This is a genomic window from Lactobacillus sp. ESL0785 (genome assembly GCF_029395455.1).
GTDB lineage: Bacteria > Bacillota > Bacilli > Lactobacillales > Lactobacillaceae > Lactobacillus.
On sequence record NZ_CP113916.1, the window covers coordinates 236,116 to 262,554 of the forward strand.

29 protein-coding genes and 1 riboswitch are annotated in these 26,439 nt (G+C 37.1%); of the genes, 28 read left to right on the forward strand and 1 reads right to left on the reverse strand.

Annotated elements, in window-relative coordinates:
• The first annotated feature begins 9 nt into the window (after positions 1-9).
• The 13 genes from yaaA to OZY43_RS01255 all read left to right on the forward strand — a co-directional run bounded on the left by yaaA (position 10) and on the right by OZY43_RS01255 (position 10,092).
• A complete protein-coding gene (gene yaaA, locus OZY43_RS01195) occupies positions 10-777 on the forward strand; it encodes a peroxide stress protein YaaA (RefSeq protein WP_277165203.1) in 768 nt (255 codons plus the stop codon).
• Between the two features lie 65 nt (positions 778-842).
• Positions 843-1,445, forward strand: a complete 603-nt coding sequence (locus OZY43_RS01200) for a histidine phosphatase family protein (protein WP_277165205.1) — start codon at positions 843-845, stop codon at positions 1,443-1,445.
• A gap of 127 nt (positions 1,446-1,572) precedes the next feature.
• Entirely contained in the window at positions 1,573-2,094 is a 522-nt protein-coding gene (locus OZY43_RS01205) for a TetR/AcrR family transcriptional regulator (protein WP_277165207.1), read from the forward strand.
• Positions 2,094-3,155 carry an ABC transporter permease gene (locus tag OZY43_RS01210; protein ID WP_277165209.1) on the forward strand — a complete coding sequence of 354 codons (1,062 nt, stop codon included), beginning with the start codon at positions 2,094-2,096 and terminating at the stop codon, positions 3,153-3,155. The genes OZY43_RS01205 and OZY43_RS01210 overlap by 1 nt, the downstream gene beginning before the upstream one ends.
• 1 nt (position 3,156) lies before the next feature.
• Positions 3,157-3,831, forward strand: a complete 675-nt coding sequence (locus OZY43_RS01215) for an ABC transporter ATP-binding protein (protein ID WP_277165211.1) — start codon at positions 3,157-3,159, stop codon at positions 3,829-3,831.
• 508 nt (positions 3,832-4,339) lie between these two features.
• Positions 4,340-4,558, forward strand: a complete 219-nt coding sequence (locus OZY43_RS01220) for a hypothetical protein (protein WP_277166302.1) — start codon at positions 4,340-4,342, stop codon at positions 4,556-4,558.
• Positions 4,559-4,984: 426 nt separating this feature from the next.
• On the forward strand, positions 4,985-5,614 hold the full coding sequence (locus OZY43_RS01225) for a TetR/AcrR family transcriptional regulator (protein WP_277165213.1): 630 nt from the start codon (positions 4,985-4,987) through the stop codon (positions 5,612-5,614).
• Between the two features lie 126 nt (positions 5,615-5,740).
• Positions 5,741-6,280, forward strand: coding sequence for an NAD(P)H-dependent oxidoreductase (locus OZY43_RS01230; protein WP_277165215.1), 540 nt, complete (start codon positions 5,741-5,743; stop codon positions 6,278-6,280).
• Between the two features lie 11 nt (positions 6,281-6,291).
• Positions 6,292-6,840, forward strand: coding sequence for an NADPH-dependent FMN reductase (locus OZY43_RS01235; RefSeq protein ID WP_277165217.1), 549 nt, complete (start codon positions 6,292-6,294; stop codon positions 6,838-6,840).
• An 84-nt stretch (positions 6,841-6,924) separates the two neighbouring features.
• Positions 6,925-7,698 carry a tyrosine-protein phosphatase gene (locus OZY43_RS01240; protein WP_277165219.1) on the forward strand — a complete coding sequence of 258 codons (774 nt, stop codon included), beginning with the start codon at positions 6,925-6,927 and terminating at the stop codon, positions 7,696-7,698.
• 9 nt (positions 7,699-7,707) lie between these two features.
• A complete protein-coding gene (locus OZY43_RS01245) occupies positions 7,708-8,637 on the forward strand; it encodes an FAD:protein FMN transferase (RefSeq protein WP_277165221.1) in 930 nt (309 codons plus the stop codon).
• Positions 8,638-8,803: 166 nt separating this feature from the next.
• A complete protein-coding gene (locus OZY43_RS01250; protein ID WP_277165223.1) occupies positions 8,804-9,067 on the forward strand; it encodes a hypothetical protein in 264 nt (87 codons plus the stop codon).
• Positions 9,068-9,138: 71 nt separating this feature from the next.
• Entirely contained in the window at positions 9,139-10,092 is a 954-nt protein-coding gene (locus OZY43_RS01255) for a DUF3324 domain-containing protein (protein WP_277165225.1), read from the forward strand.
• Between the two features lie 60 nt (positions 10,093-10,152).
• On the opposite strand, the gene OZY43_RS01260 is transcribed toward OZY43_RS01255, so the two are convergent.
• Positions 10,153-10,689, reverse strand: coding sequence for a CvpA family protein (locus OZY43_RS01260; RefSeq protein WP_277165227.1), 537 nt, complete (start codon positions 10,687-10,689; stop codon positions 10,153-10,155).
• A gap of 159 nt (positions 10,690-10,848) precedes the next feature.
• Between OZY43_RS01260 and rsmG the strand changes: the two genes are divergently transcribed.
• The 15 genes from rsmG to ribE all read left to right on the forward strand — a co-directional run bounded on the left by rsmG (position 10,849) and on the right by ribE (position 26,439).
• On the forward strand, positions 10,849-11,571 hold the full coding sequence (gene rsmG, locus OZY43_RS01265) for a 16S rRNA (guanine(527)-N(7))-methyltransferase RsmG (RefSeq protein WP_277165229.1): 723 nt from the start codon (positions 10,849-10,851) through the stop codon (positions 11,569-11,571).
• A 15-nt stretch (positions 11,572-11,586) separates the two neighbouring features.
• Complete coding sequence (gene noc, locus OZY43_RS01270) at positions 11,587-12,435, forward strand: nucleoid occlusion protein (RefSeq protein ID WP_277165231.1); 849 nt, start codon at positions 11,587-11,589, stop codon at positions 12,433-12,435.
• Positions 12,436-12,450: 15 nt separating this feature from the next.
• Positions 12,451-13,230: an AAA family ATPase gene (locus OZY43_RS01275; RefSeq protein WP_277166305.1), complete on the forward strand. Its 780-nt coding sequence runs from the start codon at positions 12,451-12,453 to the stop codon at positions 13,228-13,230.
• Positions 13,208-14,095, forward strand: a complete 888-nt coding sequence (locus tag OZY43_RS01280; protein WP_277165233.1) for a ParB/RepB/Spo0J family partition protein — start codon at positions 13,208-13,210, stop codon at positions 14,093-14,095. Before OZY43_RS01275 ends, OZY43_RS01280 begins: the two co-directional genes overlap by 23 nt.
• A complete protein-coding gene (locus tag OZY43_RS01285; RefSeq protein WP_277165235.1) occupies positions 14,088-14,357 on the forward strand; it encodes a DUF951 domain-containing protein in 270 nt (89 codons plus the stop codon). Before OZY43_RS01280 ends, OZY43_RS01285 begins: the two co-directional genes overlap by 8 nt.
• Positions 14,358-14,388: 31 nt before the next feature.
• Complete coding sequence (ychF, locus tag OZY43_RS01290) at positions 14,389-15,489, forward strand: redox-regulated ATPase YchF (RefSeq protein WP_277165237.1); 1,101 nt, start codon at positions 14,389-14,391, stop codon at positions 15,487-15,489.
• Positions 15,490-15,498: 9 nt separating this feature from the next.
• On the forward strand, positions 15,499-16,281 hold the full coding sequence (locus tag OZY43_RS01295; RefSeq protein ID WP_277165239.1) for a DUF1129 family protein: 783 nt from the start codon (positions 15,499-15,501) through the stop codon (positions 16,279-16,281).
• A gap of 143 nt (positions 16,282-16,424) precedes the next feature.
• The gene (locus OZY43_RS01300) at positions 16,425-18,149 is read left to right on the forward strand and encodes an ABC transporter ATP-binding protein (protein WP_277165241.1); all 1,725 of its coding nucleotides are present in this window, start codon (positions 16,425-16,427) and stop codon (positions 18,147-18,149) included.
• Positions 18,150-18,158: 9 nt separating this feature from the next.
• Positions 18,159-20,021 (forward strand): ABC transporter ATP-binding protein, encoded by a 1,863-nt coding sequence (locus OZY43_RS01305; protein ID WP_277165242.1) that lies wholly within the window; start codon positions 18,159-18,161, stop codon positions 20,019-20,021.
• A gap of 164 nt (positions 20,022-20,185) precedes the next feature.
• Positions 20,186-20,872, forward strand: coding sequence for a response regulator transcription factor (locus OZY43_RS01310; RefSeq protein ID WP_277165243.1), 687 nt, complete (start codon positions 20,186-20,188; stop codon positions 20,870-20,872).
• Between the two features lie 4 nt (positions 20,873-20,876).
• Positions 20,877-22,031, forward strand: coding sequence for a HAMP domain-containing sensor histidine kinase (locus tag OZY43_RS01315; RefSeq protein WP_277165244.1), 1,155 nt, complete (start codon positions 20,877-20,879; stop codon positions 22,029-22,031).
• A gap of 45 nt (positions 22,032-22,076) precedes the next feature.
• Positions 22,077-23,648 (forward strand): UDP-N-acetylmuramoyl-L-alanyl-D-glutamate--2,6-diaminopimelate ligase, encoded by a 1,572-nt coding sequence (locus OZY43_RS01320; RefSeq protein WP_277165245.1) that lies wholly within the window; start codon positions 22,077-22,079, stop codon positions 23,646-23,648.
• Between the two features lie 12 nt (positions 23,649-23,660).
• A complete protein-coding gene (locus OZY43_RS01325; protein ID WP_277165246.1) occupies positions 23,661-24,407 on the forward strand; it encodes an amino acid racemase in 747 nt (248 codons plus the stop codon).
• Positions 24,408-24,530: 123 nt separating this feature from the next.
• A riboswitch (FMN riboswitch) is annotated at positions 24,531-24,670 on the forward strand.
• A gap of 116 nt (positions 24,671-24,786) precedes the next feature.
• Positions 24,787-25,833 carry a bifunctional diaminohydroxyphosphoribosylaminopyrimidine deaminase/5-amino-6-(5-phosphoribosylamino)uracil reductase RibD gene (gene ribD, locus OZY43_RS01330; protein ID WP_277165247.1) on the forward strand — a complete coding sequence of 349 codons (1,047 nt, stop codon included), beginning with the start codon at positions 24,787-24,789 and terminating at the stop codon, positions 25,831-25,833.
• The gene (gene ribE, locus OZY43_RS01335) at positions 25,834-26,439 is read left to right on the forward strand and encodes a riboflavin synthase (protein WP_277165248.1); all 606 of its coding nucleotides are present in this window, start codon (positions 25,834-25,836) and stop codon (positions 26,437-26,439) included.

The window sequence follows — 26,439 nt, forward strand, 5'->3', positions numbered from 1 at the left end:
TTACGAAAAATGAAAATTATTATCTCTCCAGCAATGAAAATGCAAGTTAATCGTGAAGCTTTTCCTGTGCGGTCAACACCACAGTTTTTGCCGCAGGCACAAGAATTAGTAGACTTTCTCAAACAGTGTAATTTAAAGCAGCTTCAGGCGATTTGGCAGGGGAGTGAGCGGACAACTAAGGAAGGTGCCCAGCAGATTGCAAACTTGAATTTAGCGCAAACACAAAATTTGACGCCAGCGGTAATTTCTTATTCGGGAATTCAGTACCAATATATGGCGGCTGATTTATTTACCGTGCCAGCTTTAGATTACTTGCAAGATAATGTTCGTATTCTATCAGGACTGTACGGTGTTTTACGGCCGTTTGATGGTGTCTGGCCATATCGCTTAGAAATGAAGAATAAAGTGCAAGGCTTTAAGCAACCAAATTTATATAAGTTTTGGGGATCAATAATTGCTGATAACTTATTTAATGAAGAAACAATTTTAATTAACTTAGCATCTAAGGAATATTCTAAAAATATTACGCCTTATTTAACAGGCGAGCGTCGGATGATTAGCATTGATTTTCAAGAATTAAAGAACGATCAATGGCGGACAGTAGGTGTTCATGCCAAGATGGCTCGTGGTGAGATGACTCGTTTTATTGCTGAAAAGCAATTAACTAATCCGGAAGAATTGCAAACTTTTAGTGACTTCGGCTTTCATTTTATTCCAGCTGCTAGTACTGCAGATACATATGTATTTCGGACAAAATTTGACTTCAAAAGACGTTAAAAAGCGGCTAGTGTAATCGTGTGTTAAATAGTAAAATATACCTATTAAAAAGGTGAGGTTTAGTTATGGAAATTGTTTTTGTTCGTCACGGTCAAACAGATTTAAATAAAACGGGTCGTATTCAGGGATCACTATTTGATCATGACTTGGATGAAGCTGGAAGAGCATATGCAAAAAGAGCGGCAGCGAACTTTGATCCGTCAAGTTTTGATATTGTTTTTTCAAGTCCAATGAAGCGAGCATTGGAAACAGCCCAGATTTTTACTAAAGGACAGAAAAAGATTAATTTGGATAAGCGGTTAATTGAATTTAACTTTGGTGAATGGGATGGACAATTGCTATCGGAATTGGGTCAAAAATATCCTGATGCAATTGATCCTTGGGGCAAGGCCAATAAAAATTATGTTAAGTACGCTCCAAGTGGCGAAAGTAACGCGGAATTGAATAAACGCTGCGGTGAATTTTTGGATGATATGGTGCAGAAGTATCCCGATAAGAAGATTTTGGTTGTTTGTCATGGAACGTTAATCCGGATGATGTTTGCCCATTATTTTACGGGTGGCGACTTAAATTATTTTGATACAATGAAAAATTGTGCATTAGGGAAAATTTCATATCGTGATCATGTACCAAGATTAAATTACTATAACCAAGTTTTAGCGTTTTAATTAAAAAAGCAAGGTATTATTAAGTACCCTGCTTTTTTTGCGTATTAATTGACGATTAGTTAAAAGTAATGTTATTCTCTTATTCAAGTGACATGGTGTCACTTGAATAAGAAGGGGGAGAATTGAATTGGTTAAGGCAACTTTTATTAACTTGCCTCAGGCAAAAAAAGAAGTAGTTATGCAAGCTTTGCTTGATGAATTCAGTCACTATCCGCTGCAAGAAGCACAGGTAGCGCGAATTGTGAAGGCAGCCCAAATTGCTCGGGGTGCTTTTTATAAGTACTTTAAGGATTTATTTGATGCATATCGGTATTTATATCGGATTGCCATGCAGGAAATTCATACTAATGTAAAGTTGTCAGTCCAATTCAATCCGCAAACTTTTTATTCAAATGTGGTTAACTTTGTTCAAGAGGCAGATGTCAGTAGGTATGGTGCTTTAATTAGGCTGCATGTGTTATATAACGAGAGTGTGCTCGCACAGACTGCTCAAAGTAAGCAACAACTGGATTTAGATCCGCAAAATTGGAGTGCAATGGTCCTCAGCCATGAGGCAATTCGGGCGATTTTAGCGGTGCCGCAACAAAAGGACAAGATTTTGGCTCGCTTTAAGGCGAGTTTACAGCTATTGCAGAAGGGAACTAACTAATGTTTTTAGCAATTAAAGAAATTAAACGAGAAAAATTGCGCTATGGTTTGATTATTTTGATGATCTTCTTAATTAGTTACTTAATTTTTATTTTATCATCATTATCAATTGGATTAGCTAGTGAAAATACACAAGCACTTGAATCGTGGAATGCTCGGCAAGTGGTTTTGAATAAAAATGCTAATGTTAGTATGAATCAATCAGTTCTAACAAAGTCAGATTTGCAAAAAGCAACAATTGGTAAAGATGAGGCTTTGCTTGGACAAACTGCAGTCGTTGTCAAGAATAAAAAGCGGCCGCAAATTTCTGCGCAATTTATCGGTTTGAAGAAAACCCAATTTATTTATGCTGATCAGGAAATGATTGCTGGGCGCAGAGCAAAAACCAGTCACGAAGTAGTTGCTGATCAGGCTTTTAAAATCAAGGGTTATCAAATTGGCGATAAGTTAGAATTGAACGGCTCAAAGCAGAAATATACAATTGTTGGCTTTGCTAAAAACGCTAAGATTAATATTGCTCCAATTATCTACGGTTCGCTTAGTGCATGGAAGACCTTGCGCCAAGGAATGCCTAATATGGCGGCTTCCGCTATTATTTCACGGAATAGTGATTATCAATATAATCATGAAAACGGTAAAACTTATCCAATTAAGACCTTTATTAATAAACTGCCGGGATATACAGCACAAAATATGACATTTGAATTAATGATTGGTTTTTTATTCGTTATTTCCTTAATTATTATTGCAGTATTTTTATATATTCTAACAATGCAAAAAATGCACAATTTTGCTGTGATGCGTGCTCAAGGAATTCCTAGCAGTACGTTAGTGAAAGCGACAATTAGTCAATCAATTATTCTCGTTGTTGTTGGCGTGATAATTGGACTTTTAGCAATGTGGTTAACTGCTAAGGCATTACCAGCAGCTGTTCCAATGAGCTTTACACCGACGATTATGTTAAGTGGTGCTGGCGGTATGCTCTTGACAGGAATTATTGGTAGTTTAATTCCAGTTAGATCAATTTTAAAAGTAGATCCAGCAAAGGCAATAGGTGAATAAGATGGCAGTCATTGAATTAAAAAACGTGCAAAAGATTTATGGTAAAGGTGCCGCAGAAGTTAAGGCACTTAAAAACATTGATTTTACAGCTAATAAAGGTGAAGTTGTTTTAATTATGGGACCATCTGGTGCTGGTAAAAGTACTTTTCTAACAATTGCGGGTTCGTTGCAAAAGCCAACGTCTGGACAGGTTTTGATTAATGGTCAAGATATCGCCCAAATTTCGACGAAGCAAAGTAACAAATTACGGTTAACGCAAATTGGTTTTGTCTTGCAAGCTTATAATTTAGTGCCATTTTTGACAATTAAAGAGCAATTCGAATTAGTTGATCGGGTTAAGAAGCAAGGGAATATTAGTCATGCAACACTGCAAAAATTGCTTGAGCAACTGGGAATTACCTCCCTGATTAATAAATATCCGAATGAATTATCTGGTGGTCAACAACAGCGGGCTGCAATTGCGCGAGCATTATATGCAAATCCCGAAATTCTGCTAGCCGATGAGCCTACTGCTTCGCTTGATAGTAAAAACGTTGAAGAAGTTGGACAATTATTTAGAGACTTAGCTAAGAATTATGCTAAGGCTGTTTTGTTAGTAACTCATGATCCCCGTCTAGAAAAATATGCTGACCATATTTATGAAATGATGGATGGTGAAATGGTTCAAAAGAAATAATAAAAAAGCGGTAATTACTAAATTAATTTTATTTAAAATCTGCAATTTTCACAAAATTTGAAAATTGCAGATTTTTTGTTGGGCAATTAAAACCAGCAAAAAAATTAGTATAATTTTTTATTTAAAAACAAAAGTGTTATTAAAACTAATTTAGCAGTCTTATTAGACGTTTATACACTGATAACGGCAATTAATTTAAAAATCAGAAAGCGTTTTGCTCTTGACAAAGCAGTTTTAAGTTTACTATTCTAAATAATAGATAATTAATTTGTTATTTTTTATAAATCATGGTGGAAGTCGCGTCTAAAAAGGGAAAATTTAGGGTAGGCTTTCAAGTGATTAGATAATTTGGTAGTGAAAATATTTGTTTCACTAAAATAACAAACGAGTTATAAATGAGTGTATGTTTTTGTATTATGTAATTTGTACTTTTATCCATTGAGCTGTTGTGGTGATAGTTTAGCAGGATATGAAGGTTATTTGGTTTTATTTTAAAGCTGAGGTAGAAATGAACGAAATACCAGAAAATAAATCAATTGAAGTATCAACTGATTATCAGAATCATAGTATTAATATGAAATTTTCCGAGAATTTAACAGACGATAGAGAGCGGGGGTATATTTTGTCCGCCGCTTTCTTCTCTTTTTGTGCAGCTCAAGGATTGAGTAAGGCTGAGCTGAGCAACATGGTTTCTACTTACTATGATCAATTTCTGGAAAATAGATAAGTATTGGGTCACAATATTATCTAACGTTTTAATAGAAAATGTAGTTTAATACTTCAGTTGATTAAAAATAAAAGATGTGTTGGATTTCTTTGATAAAATGTAATAAAGGTAAAGGAAAAACGTCAGTTATTAATGATTAGGCGTTTTGTTTTCAAAGTAAATGTATTAAAGACGGTATTTTAAACTAAATTTATAAGATTTAAGAATGATACACTAATTTACTTAAGAAAATCCGGTTTTACCGCAATCAAACGAATTATTTGTCCGCAGATTGGATTACATTTATTAATTTAATTAATGTGGATATTTAACTTATTATTGCAATTTAGGTCTAACATTTTAATTGGAATTATAGGCTTAGCTAGGTATTGGCAAGAATAAGATGGATTAAAAGTAAAATTACTGAAGTTAGTTAGGGAAAAACCAATGGCTAGAAAGAAAGAAATAGGAAGAAATAAGATTTTAAATATTGCCAATAAAATAGTTGTTAAGGAAGGAATTGAAAGCCTTACTGCACGTAATATTGCTAAGGCGGGTCACTTTTCAACGCAACCCTTATATTTGGAATTCAGTAGTATGGATGAGCTTCGTAAAGAGGTTTTAAGTAGAATCGCTACTAACTTAAGGGATAAGGTTTTGCAAAAAAAGTATACAGGTAAGCCATTAATTGATATGGATTTATCGTATATTGATTTTGCTAAGGAGCACGAAAATCTTTTTCGGGCAATGTTTGTTGATGGCAAGTTTGGCAGTAAGATAATTTCTGATACGTTAATTAGTTTGGGAATTGAAAAATTCAAAGAACAATATGCTGATACTGAATATAGTGAAGAAAAAATCCAAAATATTGTTGTCGCAAATTGGATTACTACTGTAGGAATTGCATCACTAATTGTTAATGAAATTGCTACTTTTACGCAAACGCAGATTGAGAACGTTTTGGTAGCTCAAATTAATGATGCAATTTTAAATGATTGGTTGAGTAAAACGCAAACAGTTCCATTATTTAACCTTGAAAATAAAAAGACAAAAGCTAAAAAATCAAAGAAAAAATAAGTTATTGGCTAGGATAATAGCTGGTAGCTGCTTTTTTGTTTAAAACTAAAATGCAAGATTATGTTAAAAATTTTTTATATAGTTTATAATTGAAATAGAAATTAGTTTTTTGAAAGGTGGGTTTTTATGAAAATCCTTGCATTATCTGGCTCAAACGCCAATAATTCGTTTAATGAAGCATTGCTTAAATATATTTCTAAGCATTTTGCTGATAGATATGATTTTAAACCGGCAACTGTGAAAGGCTTGCCAATGTTTAAAGAAGGTCAAGATGAACCTGAATCAGTTCAAGCTTTGGCTAAAGAAATTGAAGCTAGTGATTTAGTTTTAATTGGTTCACCTGAGCAACAACACTCTGTAACAAGTGCTTTGAGTAGCGCTCTTGAATGGTTATCAAGTGCTGAACACCCATTTAAGAACAAGCCAGTTGTAATTGTGTCAACTTCACCAATGCCACAAGGTGCTGCGCGTTCACAAAGTCGGTTAAAGAGTTTACTTACTGCACCTGGCTTTGGCGCACATGTCTTTAACGGTGATGAATTTATGATGGGTAACGGACCAAAACAATTTGATGATAATGGTGACTTAACTGATGAAGGCACTATTAAATTCTTAGGTCAATTCTTTGACGAAGTTGACGAATGGTACGCACAAGTTACTAAGTAGGAGGACCAAGAATGAAATTATTAGCAATTGTTGGTACAAATGCAGATTTTTCATATAACCGCTTTTTAGCAAACTTTATTGCTAAGCGTTATGGTGATAAAGCTGATATTGAAGTAAAAGAAATTGATAAGTTAACCCCATTCTGCAGAACGCAAATGGCTGACGATACAATTAAGGCTTGGATTGAAGACATCAAGGCTGCAGATGGTATTATTATTACCACTCCAGAATATGATCATACAATTCCAGCACCATTAAAGAGTGCATTGGAATGGCTTGGTTCACATGCTGGTCCTAACGTAATGAAGATGAAGCCAGTTGCTGTAGCTGGTGCTTCTTATGGCGTTCAAGGCAGTAGTCGTGCCCAAGAAGATATGCGTGAAATTTTACTTTCACCTGATATGAGCGCTAACGTTCTTCCAGGTAACGAAGTTTTAATTGGTGGTGCTGCAAGCAAGTTTGATAAAGAAACTGGCGAATTAACTGATGAAGCAACTATCAAGTCATTGGATGGCATGATGGATAACTTCTTCAATTTTGTTAAGCAAGCAACTAAATAAAGTTTTGCGAGAATGCTTTGCGTAGAGTAAAATAACCGGGTAGGAGTACTATCCGGTTATTTTTGTGCTAGAAAGGATGCTTATATGGCAAGTCCCGTAATTTTACCAGTGAAATCTGTGCGCAACCCGCGTGATTTAGGAGGATATGTTGGTCTTAATGGTCATAAGATAAAAACACATCGTTTATTAAGAACGGGTAATATTAGTAAAATAACGGCGCATGATTGCCAATTTTTACTTGATTACGGGTTGACTAAGGTCATTGACTTACGTTCACCCGCCGAATGTCAAATTAATCCTGACCAAGAAATTAGCGGTGTTTTACATTATCATTGCCCGTTAGCAGTTGATGGCGGCAATGAGGCACAAAATTTTGCTCGTTATCGAGCTGATCAATATGCTAGCTTAGAAATGATGTACAAAAGATATCGCGAACATGTTTTAACTAAGACAACACAGGCAAGTTTTCATCAAATTTTAAAATTAATGGCTGAAACTACTGAAGGTGCGGTCTTATACCATTGTTCAGAAGGTAAGGATCGGACAGGATTAGTAACGTTAATGATTTTGCATGTTTTGGGTGTAGCACCAGAAGTTATCCGGCAGGATTACTTATATTCAAATTATCTGTTGAATGATTACCGTGCTATTCGTGACCAGCGTTTTAAACTAGCTGGTGAAAACGATAATTTTCGTGCTAATATGCGAATTTTAGGATCAGTGGCCGATGCCTTTTTAGATACTAGTTTAATCGCAATTAATAAAAATTATGGTAGTTTGGATTCGTATATTGAACATGAAGTTGGCATTGATCAAGAGATGCAGGATACTATTAGAGAGCAGTATCTGGAAAAGTAGGGACAGAAAATGATTGATGATTTAGCATTAGAACAGGCAGTTGGCCATCACCATGCTTTAGGGACGGCAATTACCTTGCAAATTTTTGGAACACAAGATAATGATATTATTAATAAGTCTTTTGACTTAATTGATCACTATGAAGATTTGTTGACTGTTAACCGTGACGTATCTGAAGTGATGTCGGTTAATCATGCCGCTGGCAAACATTCAGTCCAAGTTTCGAGCGGTACTTATAGCCTAATTAAGCTGGCGGTTAAAGAGAGTCGAGCTAATTTTGGCTTTAACGCCTTAATTGGACCAGTTGTTAAGTTGTGGTCGATTGGCTTTAAGGATGCACATGTGCCTACTGCTGCCCAGATTAAAGAAAAAATGAAGTTAATTGATCCGTTTAATGTTGAACTCGATGATGATAATCAGGCAGTTTTTTTAACTGAAGAAGGAATGGAACTGGATCTTGGTGGAATTGCTAAAGGCTGGATTGCCGACAGAATTCGTGATTTTTGGCATGCATATGGTGTTAATGCTGGAATTATTAATCTTGGTGGAAACATTTTGCTGGTAGGTGATTCACCTAAAAGGATAAGTGGTCAGTGGTCAGTTGGGGTGCAAGACCCTAAGAAAAAACGCGGTAATAATATTACTTCTGTAATGGTTTCTAAGTGTTCAGCAGTGACAAGTGGTACGTATGAACGTTATTTAGTAGTTGATGGTCATAAGTATCATCATCTAATTGACCCACGGACGGGTTATCCAGTAGAAACGGATTTAGCGGGTGTAACAACTTTTACCAAGGATTCAGTTGAAGCAGAAATTGAGTGTAAGCGACTATTTTTTGCGGGACACCCACTTAAGGGCTGGCACGATGATCCTGATCGTATTGGTGCAATCTTTGTATATAATGATGGTCATGTTGAATATGATAATTTTGATAAATAAATTTAGGGGGAACTGCAATCCAGTTCCTTTTTGCATGCATTAATTTAGCTAAAAACATTATATATTCTTAACAAAATAGGCATTAAAATTGCTAAAATCACTTACAGGTATTTAAAATGAAGTTATAATATGCATACCTTAGTATGAAGTTAAGAAAGGAATATTTATGAAAAAGAAAATAATTTCAATTGCTGTAATACCGATATTAGCTGCATGGTGTGTGTCTTCAATCAGTACTGTTCATGCTGCAGCTAATGATAGTACAACTAACAGCAGTAATACTGAGGGCATCACTGTGATTTCTTTAACAGGGAACAATACTTCGATTATATTAGCGAAAAATAACCCGGTATTTGTTGGCGGTTATGCTGGTACAATAACTTGGACTTTAAATGGGGCTGCAGCTTTAGCAACTCAATCAGCTAAGTAATCATGAAGATTACTGCCAACCAAAAGCCTCGGCTTTTCAGTTTATTCATGCTGCTTATATTGCTATGTTGCTTGTTTGGAGGCAAGCAATCTGTCAAAGCCGCAGCAAGTTTTTCTGTTAAAGTTGCAGGCAATGATACTACTTATATTGAGCGCAAGGTTAAGCCTCGAGAGATAATCCATGTTAAATTGATTTTTGCCAATAATAGTTCTAAAATGCAGCGCCTCAAAGTTGCTGCCAATCCGGCTTTTACTGGTGATAATGGTCTAGTACAGTATAATCTTACTAATCCTGGACAACGTTATTTCGGTAAAAATGATTTTGCTAAAATGACTACTGGACCTAAGCAAATCGTTCTTCATCCCGAAACTAGTGTAATCAAGACTTATACGATTACAATCCCCAAAAAGAAGTTTGTGGGTGTAATTGCAGGTGGCTTTTATGTTTTACAAGTAGCGATGAAGCGGACTGATAAGAATAGTGCAAAAGAAAATCTGGCAATTGACTATCAGAATGTTTATGCTTATGCCATTCCGGTAGTATTGCGGGAAAGTAACCAAATAATTCATGCCAAGTTGACTTTAGAAAAGGCAACAACTGAAGTTAAATATGCTAATGCCTTTATCGTAGCGCGAATTGCCAATGTAACACCAACGATGTTTGGACAACTATATTTCAAAGTAAAGCTGATTGATCCGTTGACTCAAGAAACTGTCTTTGAGCAAAATAGAAGAAACATGGCAATGGCACCACTAAGTTATTTTAATCAGCACATTTTACTTGATAAAAATGTGCCAAGTGGCAATTATCAACTGCTGGTAACAGTTAAATCGGGTAAACGTCATTGGAAATTTAAACGTCACTTGCGGATTGACGCAAAAGTAGCTCACGCTACAGGAGAACAGGTTCAGCCAAAATCAAAGTTTAAAAATTGGTTGTGGTTGGCAGTTATTGGCGGTATTAGCTTGTTAGTAATTTTGTTTAGCGGAATGTATTACTTGAGCAGATATCATAGTAAAAAGTAGGTTAGATAATAAAAAAGAGCTCTTAACAAGATAACGTTAAGAGCTTTTTATTAGTTAAAATTAAGCAGTAGTCCGGCTGATACTAAAGATGCTATTGAACATACCATTGGATAATCCCGGTGTGTAATAAATAATGAACCGTAAGAATGATGAATCCAAAGTTTGCTGGATGAACCATGGATTCTGCAATGTGTTAAGCATTGAGAGAATAATATAAACGAAAAAGTAACTGGCAACAAATGATACGATAGCACCTAAGACACCGTCAAGGATACTGCCAAAATTGGTTGCATGGGGATTTTTATTTGGCAGCCAACCTTTAAAAAGCTTGCTGATCATTTTGCCAACAAATAACAAAATAAAGAAAGCAATAAAGCGAAAAAGAATTAAATTAGTTCCTGGAGTTAAGGTTGTCTGAATATTTTGTCCGGTAATTTGGCCATAAAGCCAGTTACCTACTGGATTCTGGAATAAAATGGCAACGATGAAAACAATCGCTGCAAAGATTAAATTAATAATCAGTTTGGTAAAACCTGTTTGGTAACCTTTGTAGGTTTTTAGGGCCAAGTAGGCGATGACAATTAAAGTAACAATCATATTGATCTCCTTTGCTGTCTATTATAGCTTATTTTTGCGCATTTAGACTTTGACGATTGCCTAAAAATACTTCATAATTAAAGAGATGTAATGGCTTTACAATAAGCTGTTTTTGGCGTTAAATTTATAGAGTGTGAAACAAGGTTTCACGGGTGAAAAATGAATCCTGAACAATTTGTCCAAGAATTATCAAAACATAATTTTAAGTTAAGTGAAAAGCAAATCAAACAATTTAAACTTTATTTTACTAGTTTAGTTGCGGCAAACGAACATGTTAATCTGACGCGGATTACTGCTGAAGATGATGTTTATTTAAAGCATTTCTTCGATAGTATTACGCCGTTATTTGTTTTTAGTAGCGTTTTTAAGGCAGATGCAACTTTATGTGATGTTGGGGCCGGAGCTGGTTTTCCATCAATTCCACTTAAGATTTTGATGCCACAGCTGCAAGTAACAATTGTTGACTCGCTAGGCAAAAGATTAACCTTTTTACAAGATTTATGTGAAAAATTAAATCTGGAAGGCGTTAATTTAGTTCATGGCCGCGCTGAAGATGTTGGTCAAAATAAGCAGTACCGTGAGCAGTTTGATCTAGTTACGGCGCGAGCAGTGGCCAATATGGCGGTTCTAAGCGAATATTGTCTGCCGCTAGTTAAGAAGCAAGGCTATTTTATTGCGTTAAAGGGTCCCAAGGCTGAAAGTGAGTTAAAGGATGCGAAAAAAGCGGTAAAACTGCTTGGTGGTAAGGTAGTTGACTTACAAGAACTGCAACTGCCAAATAGTACTGAAGAGCGGACTTTAATTCTTGTGCACAAAGTACAGGTGACACCTAAGAAGTATCCGCGGCAAGCGGGGACTCCGCACCGTAAACCAATTCATTAAGCAGGAGGACTCAATATGTCAATTTTTTCTTCTTTACGACATCATGATGAAGTTCCTAAAGATAAGCAAATTAAGGATCTTGACTTAACCAAGATTAAAGCCAATTCTCATCAACCACGCCGCGAATTTTCTGATGAGTCAATTCGTGAGTTAGCATCAACACTTGATAAAGATGGCTTACTGCAGCCAATCGTCGTGCGTGAAAAAGGCGAGAATTATGAGATTATTGCAGGTGAGCGGCGGTATCGGGCAGCTAAGCAGCTGGCTTGGAAAACCATTCCGGCAATTGTTAATAATATGGATGATGGTCAAGCGGCGTCCTTTGCTTTAATTGAAAATTTGCAACGCGAAGACTTAAATCCAATTGATGAAGCGCAAGCTTATGATAATTTGATGAAGTTGAATAATTTAACGCAGACGGCTTTAGCTAAAAATATTGGCAAATCGCAGTCTTATATCGCGAATAAATTGCGGCTGCTTAAATTAACGCCTAAAGTGCAAAGTTATTTGGCAAGTGGGCAGATTTCATCACGTCACGGCCGTTGCCTTGTTGGTTTAAGTGAAAAAGATCAGGGTCGCGTTTTGGATGAAATTTTAGCTAATAATTTAAACGTTAATGCAACCGAAGAAATTGTTAAAGACGTCGACGACTACTTTATCAATAAGGACAAACGCGCTAAAGATAAAGAAAAAAGTGAACGAACTAAGCGCGCTGTCAACCGGATTCCTAAGGACTTAAAGGTGCAGATTAATACAATTAAGCGGGCAGTTAAGTTGGCTAAGGAATCTGGCATTAAGGTAAAGGTCAAGGAAAATAATGATCCTAACGATTATATGATTACAATTGAATTGAAAAGAAAGTAGGAAGGCATGGAAAATATGGTGAGTGTAATTTCTGTTGCTAACCAAAAAGGTGGCGTTGGTAAAACAACTACAACCATTAATTTGGCTGCTTCGATTGCAGAACGTGGCTATCACGTTTTAATTGTCGATATTGACCCGCAAGGTAATGCAACCTCGGGCTTAGGAATTGAAAAATCGGAAATTGATGAAGATATTTATAGTGTTTTGATTAATGATGTTCCGATTAAAGATACGATTTTCCATACTTCAACTAAGCGGCTAGATTTGGTACCGGCAACGATTAACTTGTCTGGTGCCGAAACAGAGTTGATTAGTATGATGGCTCGTGAAACACGACTAAAAGCGGCTTTGGACACTGTAAGTGGTAACTATGATTTTATTTTTATTGACTGTCCACCATCTCTTGGTCAGTTATCGATTAACGCTTTTACAGCCTCGGATTCAATTTTAATTCCTGTGCAAAGTGAATATTATGCTATGGAAGGGTTAAGCCAGCTGCTTAACACAATTCGGTTAGTGCAGAAGCACTTTAACAAAGATTTAGGTGTCGAAGGTGTCCTGATGACAATGCTAGATGCGCGGACAAATCTGGGTGCAGAAGTGGTCAAAGAAGTACAATCTTACTTTACTGACAAAGTATACAAGACGATTATTCCGCGGATTACTAAGTTGGCAGAAGCGCCAAGCTATGGTGAGGCAATTACAGAATATGCACCTAGCTCGCGGGGAGCAGAAGTATACGATGATTTGGCAAAAGAGGTGTTAAAGAATCATGGCAAGAGACTCAAAAAGTAAAGAAGCGAAGAGAAAAGGTGGCCTTGGTCGTGGTATTGAAGCCTTGTTTGAGGATGAACCACAGGTTGAGGAAGTAGAAGAAGAAATCCTTGATCTTGATTTAAGTGAAATTCGCCCCAATCCCTACCAACCACGGAAAAATTTTGATGATAAAGCCTTGAAGGAATTATCGGACTCAATTAAGGAAAATGGTGTTTTTCAACCGATTATTGTGCGTAAGTCAGTTAATGGCTACGAAATTATCGCAGGTGAGCGGCGGTATCGGGCTTCAAAATTAGCTAAAAAGACAACTGTACCTGCAATTGTGCGTGATTTTGATGAAAGTCAAATGATGGAAGTTGCGGTCTTAGAAAACTTGCAGCGTGAGGATTTGACGCCGCTTGAAGAGGCTCAGGCTTACGAAATGCTGCAGAAGAATTTAGGCTTAACGCAAGAAGAAGTTTCCAAGCGGATGGGTAAGTCACGGCCGTATATTGCTAATTATTTGCGGTTATTAACTTTACCTACTAAGACGAAACATTTGCTTCAACATGGCAAACTCTCGATGGGACAAGCGCGGACATTACTTGGCTTGAAGAATAAGGATAAGATTGACGAAGTTGCTAAGCGGGTTGTCAAAGAAGGTATGCCGGTACGTAAAGTTGAGGCTTTAGTTGCTCGAATAAATGCTAAAAAATCAAGCAAACAGGCGGTGCAAAAGTCAGCGTTTATTCGTGCGAGTGAACATCAACTTGCTGATAAATTAGGCTCAAGTGTCAATATTTCTGAAAGTAAAAAGGGTAAAGGTCACTTGTCAATTGGTTTTAGTTCAGTTGATGAATTAAACCGTATTCTTGATGTGCTAGGTGTTGATCTTGATGAATAAAGAAATTGTTTATAATTTGGGCGAGACTGTGCAAATGAAAAAGCCACATGCTTGTAAGACTAACGATTGGGAAGTTTTACGTTTAGGTGCTGATATTAGACTTAAGTGCATGGGATGTGGCCATGTGGTATTAATGCCGCGTGGTAAGTTCACTCATAATTTGAAAAAGATTTTGACAAAGGCAAATGATCCGGTTAATCATAAAAAAGAGTTTTATGTCCCTGAGGATGAAATTCTAAGACCAGATTTTAACGAAGAGTAAGTAATAATTTAAAAAGAAAAAGAGGATAAAAATGTCATTAACTGCTGGAATTGTCGGCTTGCCAAATGTTGGTAAGTCAACCTTGTTTAATGCGATTACTAAAGCTGGAGCCGAAATGGCTAATTACCCGTTTGCGACAATTGAACCTAATGTAGGTATGGTTGAAGTGCCAGACAAACGGTTGGCACGGATTCAGGAATTAATTCCTGCTAAGAAGATTGTGCACACAACTTTTGAATTTACTGATATTGCTGGATTAGTTAAAGGTGCTTCTAAAGGTGAAGGTCTAGGTAATAAATTCCTAGAAAATATTCGGCAAACAGATGCGATTATTCACGTTGTGCGGGCGTTTGAAGACGACAATATTACCTCAGTTACTGGTAAAGTTGATCCCGAAGAAGACATTAATACGATCAATTTAGAATTGGCAATTGCTGATCTTGATGCTGTTAATCGGCGGATTAACAAGGTAAAGAAAATTGCTCAGCAAAATGATAAGGAGGCTAAGGCTGAATATGCTGTCTTACAAAAGATTAAGCCGGTTTTAGAAGAAGGTAAGGCAGTACGGTCGATTGATTTTACTGAAGATGAAGCTAAAATTGTTAAAGGTTTCTTCTTGTTAACAGATAAGCCTGTTATTTATGTTGCTAATATTGCAGAGGACTCAATGGCTGATCCAGAGAGCGATCAGTTTTATCAAATTGTTAAAAAGCATGCGGTTAGTGAAAATGCAGAATGCTTGGGCATTTCTGCAGCTACTGAAGAAGAGATTGCCGGTCTTGATGATGACGAAAAGGCGGAATTCTTGGAAGCTGAAGGTGTAACTGAATCTGGACTTGATCGTTTAATTCGGGCTGCTTATCATATTTTAGGCTTACGGACCTTCTTCACAGCTGGTGGCCCAGAAACACGGGCGTGGACATTCCATGAAGGGATGAAAGCACCACAAGTTGCCGGTGTCATTCATTCAGACTTTGAAAGGGGCTTTATTCGGGCTGAAGTTGTGTCGTATGCAGATTTGGACCAATTTGAAACAATGCAAAAGGTTAAAGAAGCAGGTAAGTTGCGTCTTGAAGGCAAGGATTATGAAGTTCAAGACGGTGACATTATTGAATTTAGATTTAATGTTTAGGATAAAATAATGGCAGAAGAAAAAAAAGAAGTACAAGCAAAAATTGATACTAATAAGCAGGAAAAACTAAAGGATAAGATTGAAAGTCAAAATAAAGATGATCAATTAAAGCAACTGTCCCCAGAAGAATTACGTGGGGAGTTAAGTAATAAGAATGCTGACTATATTTTTCGGTTGCAAAAAGAGTTGGCAGTACAAGGTAAGATGAGTCAAGCAGAAGCTGCTGCTAAAGTGGATGAATTATTGCCGCAATTAGTTATTGCCCAACACCATGGTCAGCCAGCCAGTACATATTACAATCTGTCACCAAAATTAAAGGCAGCTGATATGCTCAAGCCAAAGAAGAAGACTGCAGCTGATGTACCTTTTTGGCAATCAGCAGTTGATGGTGCACTAGTTTATATTGCAATTTTTGTTGGTCTGTTTGGTGTTATTGGTTTATTCTCAAATGAGCAAAAATATAATTCTCAAATGGGAATTTTAACACTGTTAATTGTTGGGGCAACAATGGGTGTCTTTATGACCAAGTATAATGAATGGGTATTGCCAAGTGGTAGTAAAAATAAGAAAATTCCGTGGACTAAGTTGATTTTAGGAATGGTTGCCATGCTAGTTGTACTTTTTGTCCTAATTTGGATCCTCTCAATTCCGGCTTTACGCGTTATTAACCCTGTCTTGTCTGGTACAGCCAATATTATTATTGCCATTGTGGCATATGGAATTCGTTGGCTTTTCAGACGGCATTATCAAATTATTGGTTCAGTCTTTACACCAGCGCCAAAAAACAAATAGTGTGCTTTTTAGTGTTAAAAGGTCTATACTAAACTATCAAATGTTAAAAAGGATAAGCAGGCAGTTAAGTCTGTTTATCCTTTTTTGAAGCTTTTTGCGTGAATGAAAATATATTTATAGTAACTTAGAGAAAGAGGTATTTAATGATTAACACACTGCGTAAATCAATTAGGCAGTATAAGAAACTGTCTTTACTGTCGCCATTATTTGTTACTGGTGAAGTTATCATTGAAATGTTAATTCCGTATTTAGTCGGTATTTTAATCGATAACGGGATTATGAAGGGGAATATGGCATATATCACTAAATGGGGTATGATCCTTCTTGTTTTGACGATTATTTCGCTGGTTTTAGGTGCTAGTGCTAGTTATGTATCGGCTCATGCCGCTTCTGGTTTTGCTGCTAATTTGCGTAAGGACATGTTTTATCATGTTCAAGATTATTCGTTTGAGAATATTGATAAGTTTTCTAGTGCCAGTTTGGTAACGCGGATGACAACTGATGTAAACAATATTCAGATGGCTTATCAAATGCTTATCAGAATTGCGGTTAGAGCACCAATGATGCTGATTGTTTCCGTAATTATGTCCGTAATTATTAGTCCGCGTCTGTCACTAATTTTCGTTGTAATTGCTCCGATCTTTGTCTTGTTGCTGGCAATAATTATTAGAAGTGTATATCCGTACTTCCCGAAAATCTTTAGGGGCTATGACCGGATGAATCAGGTTGTTCGGGAAAACATTCGTGGTATTCGCGAAGTTAAAACCTATGTTCAAGAAAAGCCACAAACAGCTGAATTTAAGAAGTCCTCGGGTTTCATTTATAAACTGTTCTCAACTGCACAAAAGATTATGTCATTAAACTCATTAATCGTAATAGCAGTTTTAAACATTTCTAACTTAGCTATTTGTTGGTTTGGTGCAAAAGAAATTGTTGGCGGTAGTTTACAAACCGGGCAATTGATTTCAATGTTTTCATATTCTAACTCTGTTTTAAACAGTTTAAATATTTTGGCAATGATTTTTACTCAATTGGTTATTTCTGGTGCCAGTGGCCGCAGAATTGCTGACGTTATTAATGAAAAGCCATCAATTGAGAATCCACATAAGCCACTTAAGCATATTAACAATGGGGAAGTTATTTTTGATCATGTTAATTTCAAGTATGATCAAGACGATAAGGCCTTGGCTTTAAGTAATATTAATTTGCATATCAAACCGGGTGAAACCATCGGAATGATTGGTAAAACCGGTTCATCTAAATCAACACTGGTTGCAATGATTCCGCGGCTTTATGATACAGATTCTGGTGCTGTAAGGGTATCAGGTCATAATGTTAAATCCTATGATTTGAAGACTTTGCGTGATAATGTTGCTATGGTTTTGCAAAATAATGTATTGTTTTCTGGCACCATTAAAGAGAATTTAAAGTGGGGTAATGAAAACGCCACTGATGAAGAAATCTTGAAGGCAGCTAAAGTTGCGCATGCTGATGATTTTATTCAAGAAATGCCTGATAAGTATGACACAATGGTTGAACAAGGTGGAACCAACGTGTCTGGTGGGCAAAAGCAAAGAATTACTATTGCGCGGGCGCTTTTAAAGAAGCCAAAGATTTTGATTCTCGATGATTCAACGTCTGCTGTTGATACTCAAACTGAACGGGAAATTCGAGAGTCTTTGACCAAGGATATGCCAGAAACGACTAAAATTATTATTTCACAAAGAATTGTTTCGATTAAGGATGCCGACCGAATTGTGGTTATGGATGAAGGTAAAATCCAAGATATTGGAACTCATGATGAACTGATGAAGACAAATGAACTTTATAGTTCAATTGCGAAGTTCCAAGAAGAGCAAAAGAAGTAGGTGAGCGATTTGGATAAAGCAGTAGAAAATAAAGAAGCAAAAAGTTACGCGAAACGCTCCACTACTTTGTGGCGTTTGCTTAAGTTGGTTGCAACAACTAGCCCGTGGATGTTGATTACATCAACAATTGCAATTGTTTTAGCAGCTGGTGCTAATGTCTTAGGTTCATTATTTATTGAACGGTTAATTAATGATTACATTATTCCGTTGACTAAAGAAGCACAGCCTAATTTTATGCCGTTGTTACATGCGATTGAGATTATGTTTGGCGTTTATGCCATCGGTTTTATTTCTAATTATCTTTTTGCAATGTTGATGGCTGTGTTAGCGCAAAAGACGCAGTACAGAGTCCGTAACGAAATGTTTGCGCATATGGAGCAATTACCGATTTCATATTTCGACCAAAACGATTATGGTGACATCATGAGTCGGTATACTAACGATATTGATACTTTGATGCAGATGATTTCACAATCAATTCCGCAGTTTATGAACTCGGCATTGAATTTGATTTTTGTGTTAGCAGCAATGATCAGTTTAAGTTGGCAATTAACAATCTTTACGTTGATTATTTTTGCGCTATCAATTGGAGTTGTCCGGTTCTTAACGGTTCGTTCTTCACACTTTTTCCAACTTCAGCAAAAGGAGTTGGGGCAAGTTAATGGTTATAATGAAGAAATGTTGAACGGTTTAAAGGTTATCAAGGTCTTCAGTCATGAGCCACAAATTGAAGCAGACTTTGATCAATATAATGAAAGTCTAAAAGAAGCTTCTGGTAAGGCGAATACTTACGCCACAGTTTTGTTCCCAATCATGGGTAACATTGGGAATTTGCTGTATGTTTTAATTGCGGTTCTTGGTGGAGCTGTAGCGATTAATCGAATTGCACCGTTGTCACTTGGGGTAATTGGTGCTTTCTTACAGCTATCTAAGCAATTCGCAATGCCAATTGCGCAAATATCACAACAGCTTAATTCGATTGTGATGGCTTTAGCTGGTGCCGAAAGAATCTTTAATTTGGAAGATCAAGCAGTTGAAGTCGATAATGGCGACGTCACGATTTCTAAGGATGAAGATGTCAAGGGAACATGGTACTGGAATGTGCCGCAAAAAGATGGTTCTGTTAAACGGGTCACAGTTAAGGGTCACATTGTGTTTGATGATGTTAACTTTAGCTATTCACCTAATAAGCAAATTTTGTACAATATTTCCATTGATGCGAAGCCGGGAATGAAGGTTGCCTTAGTTGGTGAAACAGGTGCTGGTAAGACGACAATTTCAAACATGATTAATCGTTTTTATGAAATTGCGTCTGGAACAATTACTTATGATGGTATTCCAATTACACGGATTAAAAAGGATGACTTAAGAAGGTCACTTTCGATTGTGTTGCAAGATACGCACATGTTTACTGGAACTATTATGGACAATATTCGTTTTGGTAATCCAGAGGCTAGTGATGATGATGTTTATCAAGCAGCTCGTTTATCACATGCTGATGAGTTTATTCATCATTTAGATGAAGGTTACAAGACGGTAATTGATGGTAACGGTGGCGATTTGTCTCAAGGACAGATGCAACTGCTCAGTATCGCACGGGCAATGATTGCTGATGAGCCAGTAATGATTTTGGATGAAGCTACTTCTAGTATTGATACGCAAACTGAAAAATTGGTTCAGGCCGGAATGGATAACTTATTAGCTGGCCGGACAAGTTTCGTTATTGCGCACCGGTTATCCACAATTGTTAATTCAGATTTGATTTTAGTGCTTGATCATGGTCATATTATTGAAGCTGGTAATCATGATAAATTGCTTAAGGAAAAGGGCTACTATTACGAGTTATACACTGGTAAGAAGGAAATCGAATAATTTTATAAAAGAGTTGAGAGCTTCTCAGCTCTTTTTTAATAAAAAGATAAAATTATGCCTGATTAGTATGTTTAACCGCGAAAAATGATTAAAATATTAGTCATAGGTTCTGTTACACTATGACTAATAGAAATTAAATGAACGAAAAGGGAGGAATTCGCCCGATGAAAATTTTAGTTGTTGATGACGATAAAGAAATTGTTGAATTATTGAGCATTTACTTAAAAAATGAGGGCTACACACCCATTGCGGCATATAGTGGTAAAGAAGCCATTACACGTTTGACAACAACGCCGGATATTGCTTTGATGATTTTGGATGTCATGATGCCAAATATGAGCGGGATTGATGTGATTAAAGAAGTACGTAAGGATTCCGATATTCCAATTATTATTGTTTCGGCTAAAACCGGTGATATGGATAAAATTCAAGGTCTGATTACTGGTGCTGACGATTATGTTTCCAAACCGTTTAACCCGCTAGAAGTAATGGCTCGGGTGCGTTCACTTTTGCGCCGTAGTCAAAAGCAGGTTAAGGATGAAAAACCTGATGTTTTGGAAGTAGGACCATTAGTGATTAACCGGGACTCTCATGAAGTGAAAACGATTGATGGCAAGGATATTCAATTAACGGCACTTGAGTTTGGCATTTTATATTTGCTTGCCAGTCATCCTAACCGGGTTTTTTCAGCTGATGAGATTTTTGAGCGTGTTTGGCAACAAGAGTCAATTGTTTCAGCTAAGACTGTGATGGTTCATGTGTCACATTTGCGCGATAAAATTCAAAAAGCAACTGGCGGTGAAGATGTTATTCAGACTGTTTGGGGTGTCGGCTACAAAGTTGAGGCTTAACTAAATGAAAAAAGAACGTGTTAAGTTAACTGCCACGGAAAAGAGCGAATTATTTGCGGAAGGTGTAATTACCGTCGTTTTGTTGTTATTGCTTAATTTGTCAATTATTATCTTAATTAATCTGACAATTTTACAAAACAAAAATTTAATTAATGGTATTTACTTCTTAAAGAAAACAATTACTTTTTATGGCGGACATCTTATCTGGTCGTGGCAGAATATTCTGCTCATGATTATGGGGTTAGCTGATCTAATTGTGCTATATTGGCGGCTAATTCGTCGTTATCATCAAATGCAATTGCGGCACGTGATTTCGGAGTTGCATTATATTGCTCAAGGGCATTTTGATCATTATATTTCCTTTAAGGTTAAGACTGATTTACAGAAAGTAATCGATTCGATTAACTCGTTGGTTGCTAGTACGGTCAGCGCAATTAATGAAGAAAAGGCAATTGAACAATCCAAGGATGAATTAATCAGTAATGTTTCGCATGATATTCGTACGCCGTTAACGTCAATTATTGGTTATTTAGGTTTATTGAAAACTGGCGTTTCTAATCCGGAAGACCAGCAGAAGTATTTGAATATTGCTTATACAAAAGCAGAACAAATGAAATCATTAGCACATGACTTACTGGAATATACAACTCTAAAATCAACTAATATTAAACTTAATTTGTCACCACTGCATATTTTTTCAATGTTGGAGCAAGTTGAGGCTGGATTTGAATTTGAGGCTCAAGAAAAAAACGTTGAATTTAAAATTGAAGTACGGCCACAGAATTTAACAATTCAAGCCGATCCAGAAAAATTGGTTCGCGTTTATAACAATTTAATTACGAACGCCTTAAAATATGGCACAGGAGCAACACAAATTAAGCTCATTGCGAATTTAGTTAATGATACTGAAGTTGAGTTACGAGTTGAAAATAATGGTGCTAAAATTCCTCAGGCCTCACTAAAAAAGATTTTTGAACGTTTTTATCGAGTAGAAACTTCACGCAATACTAAGACTGGTGGGACGGGCTTAGGCTTGTCAATTACCAAGAGTATTATTGATTTGCACCATGGCAAGATCCGTTGTGAGTCTGATGATCATTGGACACGGTTTATCATTCAATTGCCATTAAACCCAAAGAATGCAAAAATCAGCAGCTAGCTGTGTTATAATTTTGACTGAGATAAAAAAACAGAGGGGCATAGAATGAGTATTTCCTTAAATACCTGTATTTTAATTTTAAAAGAACATCACTTACTAAAGTCAAGTGCTGTTCAGGACACGGTTGCAACCAAGATGGAGTATGTTTCCTATGATTCACGCGACATTCAAACAAATACCTTGTTTTTTTGCAAGGGTGTAGGCTTTCGACCGACTTACTTATCAATGGCTAAGGATAACGGCGCTAATTGTTATGTTGCCGAGCAGCCTTATCCAGAAGGCAAAGGAATGCATGCGCTAATTGTGCGCGACGTTTCTAAGGCAATGGCCTTATTGTCGGCAGCCTTTTTCCGCTTTCCACAAGATGATTTATTTGTTGTGGCCATTACCGGCACCAAGGGTAAGACGACTACGGCATATTTCTTAAAGGGGATGCTGGACCAAATTAATGGTGGTAGAACGGCACTTATTTCTTCAGTTAATGATGTCGTTGGTACTAAGCCTGAAGATAGTTTTAAGTCGAGTTTAACAACACCTGAATCATTGGATTTATTCCGGGATATGCGTCGTGCCGTTGATAATGGGATGACGCACTTGGTAATGGAAGTTTCTAGTCAAGCTTATAAAAAGAATCGGGTTTTCGGTTTAACTTATGACTTGGGCTTTTTCCTCAATATTACGCCAGATCATATTGGTCCTAATGAACATCCTAACTTTGCGGACTATTTGCATTGCAAATTGCAGCTGATGGTTAATGCGCGTAAGTGTATTATTAATGCTCAAAGTGACCATTTTGCTGAAATTTATGCGGCGGCAACAACGACCACTGATCCAGACAGTATTTATTTATTTGCTGATGAAAAATTTTCTAATCCTAATCTGAAACAGCCAATTGATTTTCGCTATTCGTCTGAAGAGAGTGATTTGGCAGAAACAAGATTTCAAGTTTTGTGTGCTAGTGACAAGGCAAAAGCGTTAAAAATCGCTGGCGATTACAAGTTAAAAATGCTGGGTGATTTTAACGAATCAAACGGAACAGCTGCAATTATCGGTGCAGGTCTGGCTGGAATGGATTATACTGCTGCTGCTAAGGGAATTAGCACGGTAACTGTTCCCGGCAGAATGCAAACAGAAGTGACGCAAGACCATGGTCTTGTGGTAGTTGATTATGCTCATAACAAGGCATCGATGATGGCTTTAATGGGCTTTATGCAACGTGAATTTAATAATCCAAAAATTATTGTGGTAGTTGGTGCTCCAGGTGATAAGGGTGTATCACGCAGACCGGGTTTTAGTCAAAGTTTGAATGCTTATGCAGACAAGGCCTTTTTGACAGCTGACGATCCGGGGTTTGAAGATCCTAATGATATTGCACAAGAGATTAATGCTGGTATTGATCATACTAAGGTTGAAGTTACAATTGAGTTAGACCGAATGAAAGCAATTCATGAGGCAATTAGCATGGCTCACACTGGTGATGTTGTGTTAATTTGCGGCAAGGGTGCTGATGGTTTCCAAAAAGTACGCGGAGTTGATACGCCGTATCCATCTGATATTGTTGTTGCTCAACGAGTAATTGACGAATTAGAAGGTCAAAAAGAACATTTTAATAAGTAAAAGAGTAAAAAAATGAAGCACTTTTTTAGTATTATTGGTGGCATGGGAACAATTGCCACTGAAAGTTATGTGCGGCTACTGAATCACCGGGTAAAAATTACCAAAGATCAAGATTATTTAAATTATATTCTAGTGAATGATGCGCAAATTCCTGATCGAACAGCGTATATCAAGGATCATACTCAACCTAATTGTTTGGTTGATTTGCGTGCTGATGTATTAGGCCAAGCAAAGTTAAAGCCTGACTTTTTTGTTATGCCATGTAATACTGCTCATTATTTTTATGATGATTTGGCTAAGTTAACAGATATTCCTTTTTTGCATATGATGCGCATTGCCGTGCATCAGTTTATTGAGCAATATCCGGATGAAGCTAAAATTGGGTTAATTGCTACTGAAGGTTCGATTTACGATCACTTGTATGCTGATGAAATTCAAGCAGTTGGACGACAAGTTGAGCTTGGTGGTCCAGAAATTCAGCCGTTAGTGACCGAACTAATTTATGCCAATATCAAGGAAAAGGGTGTAGTCAATCGTGAGCTATACCACCATATTTTGCAACTAATGCATGATAAGTATGGCTGTAATGTGATTTTACTTGGTTGTACAGAATTATCGCTAGCTCAGGAAAAAGCGCCAGATCATCCGTATAATGTAATTGATCCGCAATCGATTATTGCTGACGTGGCGATTGAATTGTCGTTGAAAATCCGGTCGGGCATGGATCCTAAAGAAGTAACAAAGAAATATTTATATTAAAATTTAAAAGAAGAGCCTAGGAAGACAGACTCTTCTTTTTTAGGAAAATAATGTAAGCGATTCTATAAAAGTGATTGACAATTTCACTATTATCGTTTAGTGTATTATCAGAGTAATTGAATACGGTTTCTTCGGGGCAGGGTGTAATTCCTGACCGACGGTGACAACTTAAAGAAGGTTGAAGTCCGTGACCCGCGTACATCGCGGTGGAGCTAGTGTGAGTCTAGCACCGACAGTTAAAGTCTGGATGGGAGAAGAATAAATTAAGCTAATATTTGACTCGCGTCAGTTTAGACTGCGGAAATCATATTTGGTTAATAATTGGACCTCGTTGAAATAATCAACGGGGTCTTTTTTTGATATTTAGGAAGTGAAAATAGTGCAGGATACAGATTATATGCAAATGGCGGTCCATGAAGCATTAAAAGCGCAAGGAATGACTTGGACTAATCCGCTTGTTGGCGCGGTTTTGGTTAAAGACGGACAAGTCTTAGCAACTGGTTATCACCACCAATATGGTAAAGAACACGCAGAAATTAACACCTTGTCACATTTAGCTGATCCGAAATTGGCAGAAGAAGCGACCTTGTATGTAACGTTAGAGCCGTGCAGTCATTACGGTAAGCAGCCTCCGTGCTGTCAAAAGGTCGTGGCTGCAGGTATTAAACGTGTGGTTGTTGGTCAAGTTGATCCGCATCAAGTTGTTGGCGGTAAAGGAATGCAATATTTAGAAGAGTACGGCCTTGAAACTGCGGTAATCGGTGGTGTGGACCAGTTATATGAACGTTATAACTTTTTCTATCAAAAAAAGCGTCCGTTTGTGACACTCAAGTATGCAATGTCGCTTGACGGCAAAATTAATGAAGCCGGGCAAAGCCGGACACTTTTGACGGGTGACAAGGCCCAAATTGATGTGCAAAAGTTGCGCTGCAATCAGCAAGCAATTTTAATTGGGGCTAATACCTTACGTATTGATGATCCGCAGCTAACAGTTAGAATTAAAAATTTGCCAATTCCGCCAATTAGGATTGTTGTCACGCGGGATGTCAATCAACTTGATTTTACTAAGCAATTATTCCAATTGCCAGGTCAGATTTTGCTTTTGAGTGAGCGGCCGTTAGCCAAAAAGTTAGGCGAAAACGTTGAATGCCTGACAGCTGAAAAATGGACACCAGAAAAAATTGTGGACTTGCTAGCGCAGCGAGAAATTCAGTCATTGCTAGTTGAAGGTGGTAGTCAAATTCAAGCCGAATTTATTGCCGCTGATTTAGCAGATAAAATTATTACTTATATCGCTCCACAAGTATTAGGTGGTGCCGGCTTACCAGCAGCTGTTGGTGCGGCTTTAACTAAAAAACAGCAGTATCAACTTCTTGATGTCCACCAATTAGGTCAAGATGTGCGTATTTGTGCAAGGAGAAAATAAATGTTTACAGGAATAATTCAGGGTACAGGCAAAATTACGCGTTTAGATATTACAGAAAAGCACGCGAAGTTAGGGATTACTTCAGCGAAAATGGCACAAAAAAATCTGCCACTTGGAGCAAGTATTGCGGTCAACGGTATTTGTTTGACGGTAACTGAATGGAAGAATGATGAGTTTACTGTTGATGTCATGCCCGAAACGATGAAGCGGACAAATTTAGGTAAGCTAATCAAAGGCAGTTTAGTTAATTTGGAACCATCTGTTAGTACAAATGGCACGCTTGATGGTCATATTGTTGCTGGACATGTTGATACAACAGCGGAATTAATTAAGCGTACTGAAACAGAAAATTCCATCGAATTACGTTTCCAGGTGCCCCACAAGTATGATCCATATATTGTTGAAAAGGGTTCAATTGCAATTGATGGCATTAGTTTGACAGTTACAATGGCAGAAAATGATGTCTTTGGTGTTAGCCTAATTCCATTTACGATTGCGAATACTACGTTAGCTAATTGCCAAGTTGGCGATCACGTTAACATCGAGGTTGATATGATTGGTCGTTATGCAGTTAAGCAAATTCAGGCTTGGAAAAAAGAATTTTAG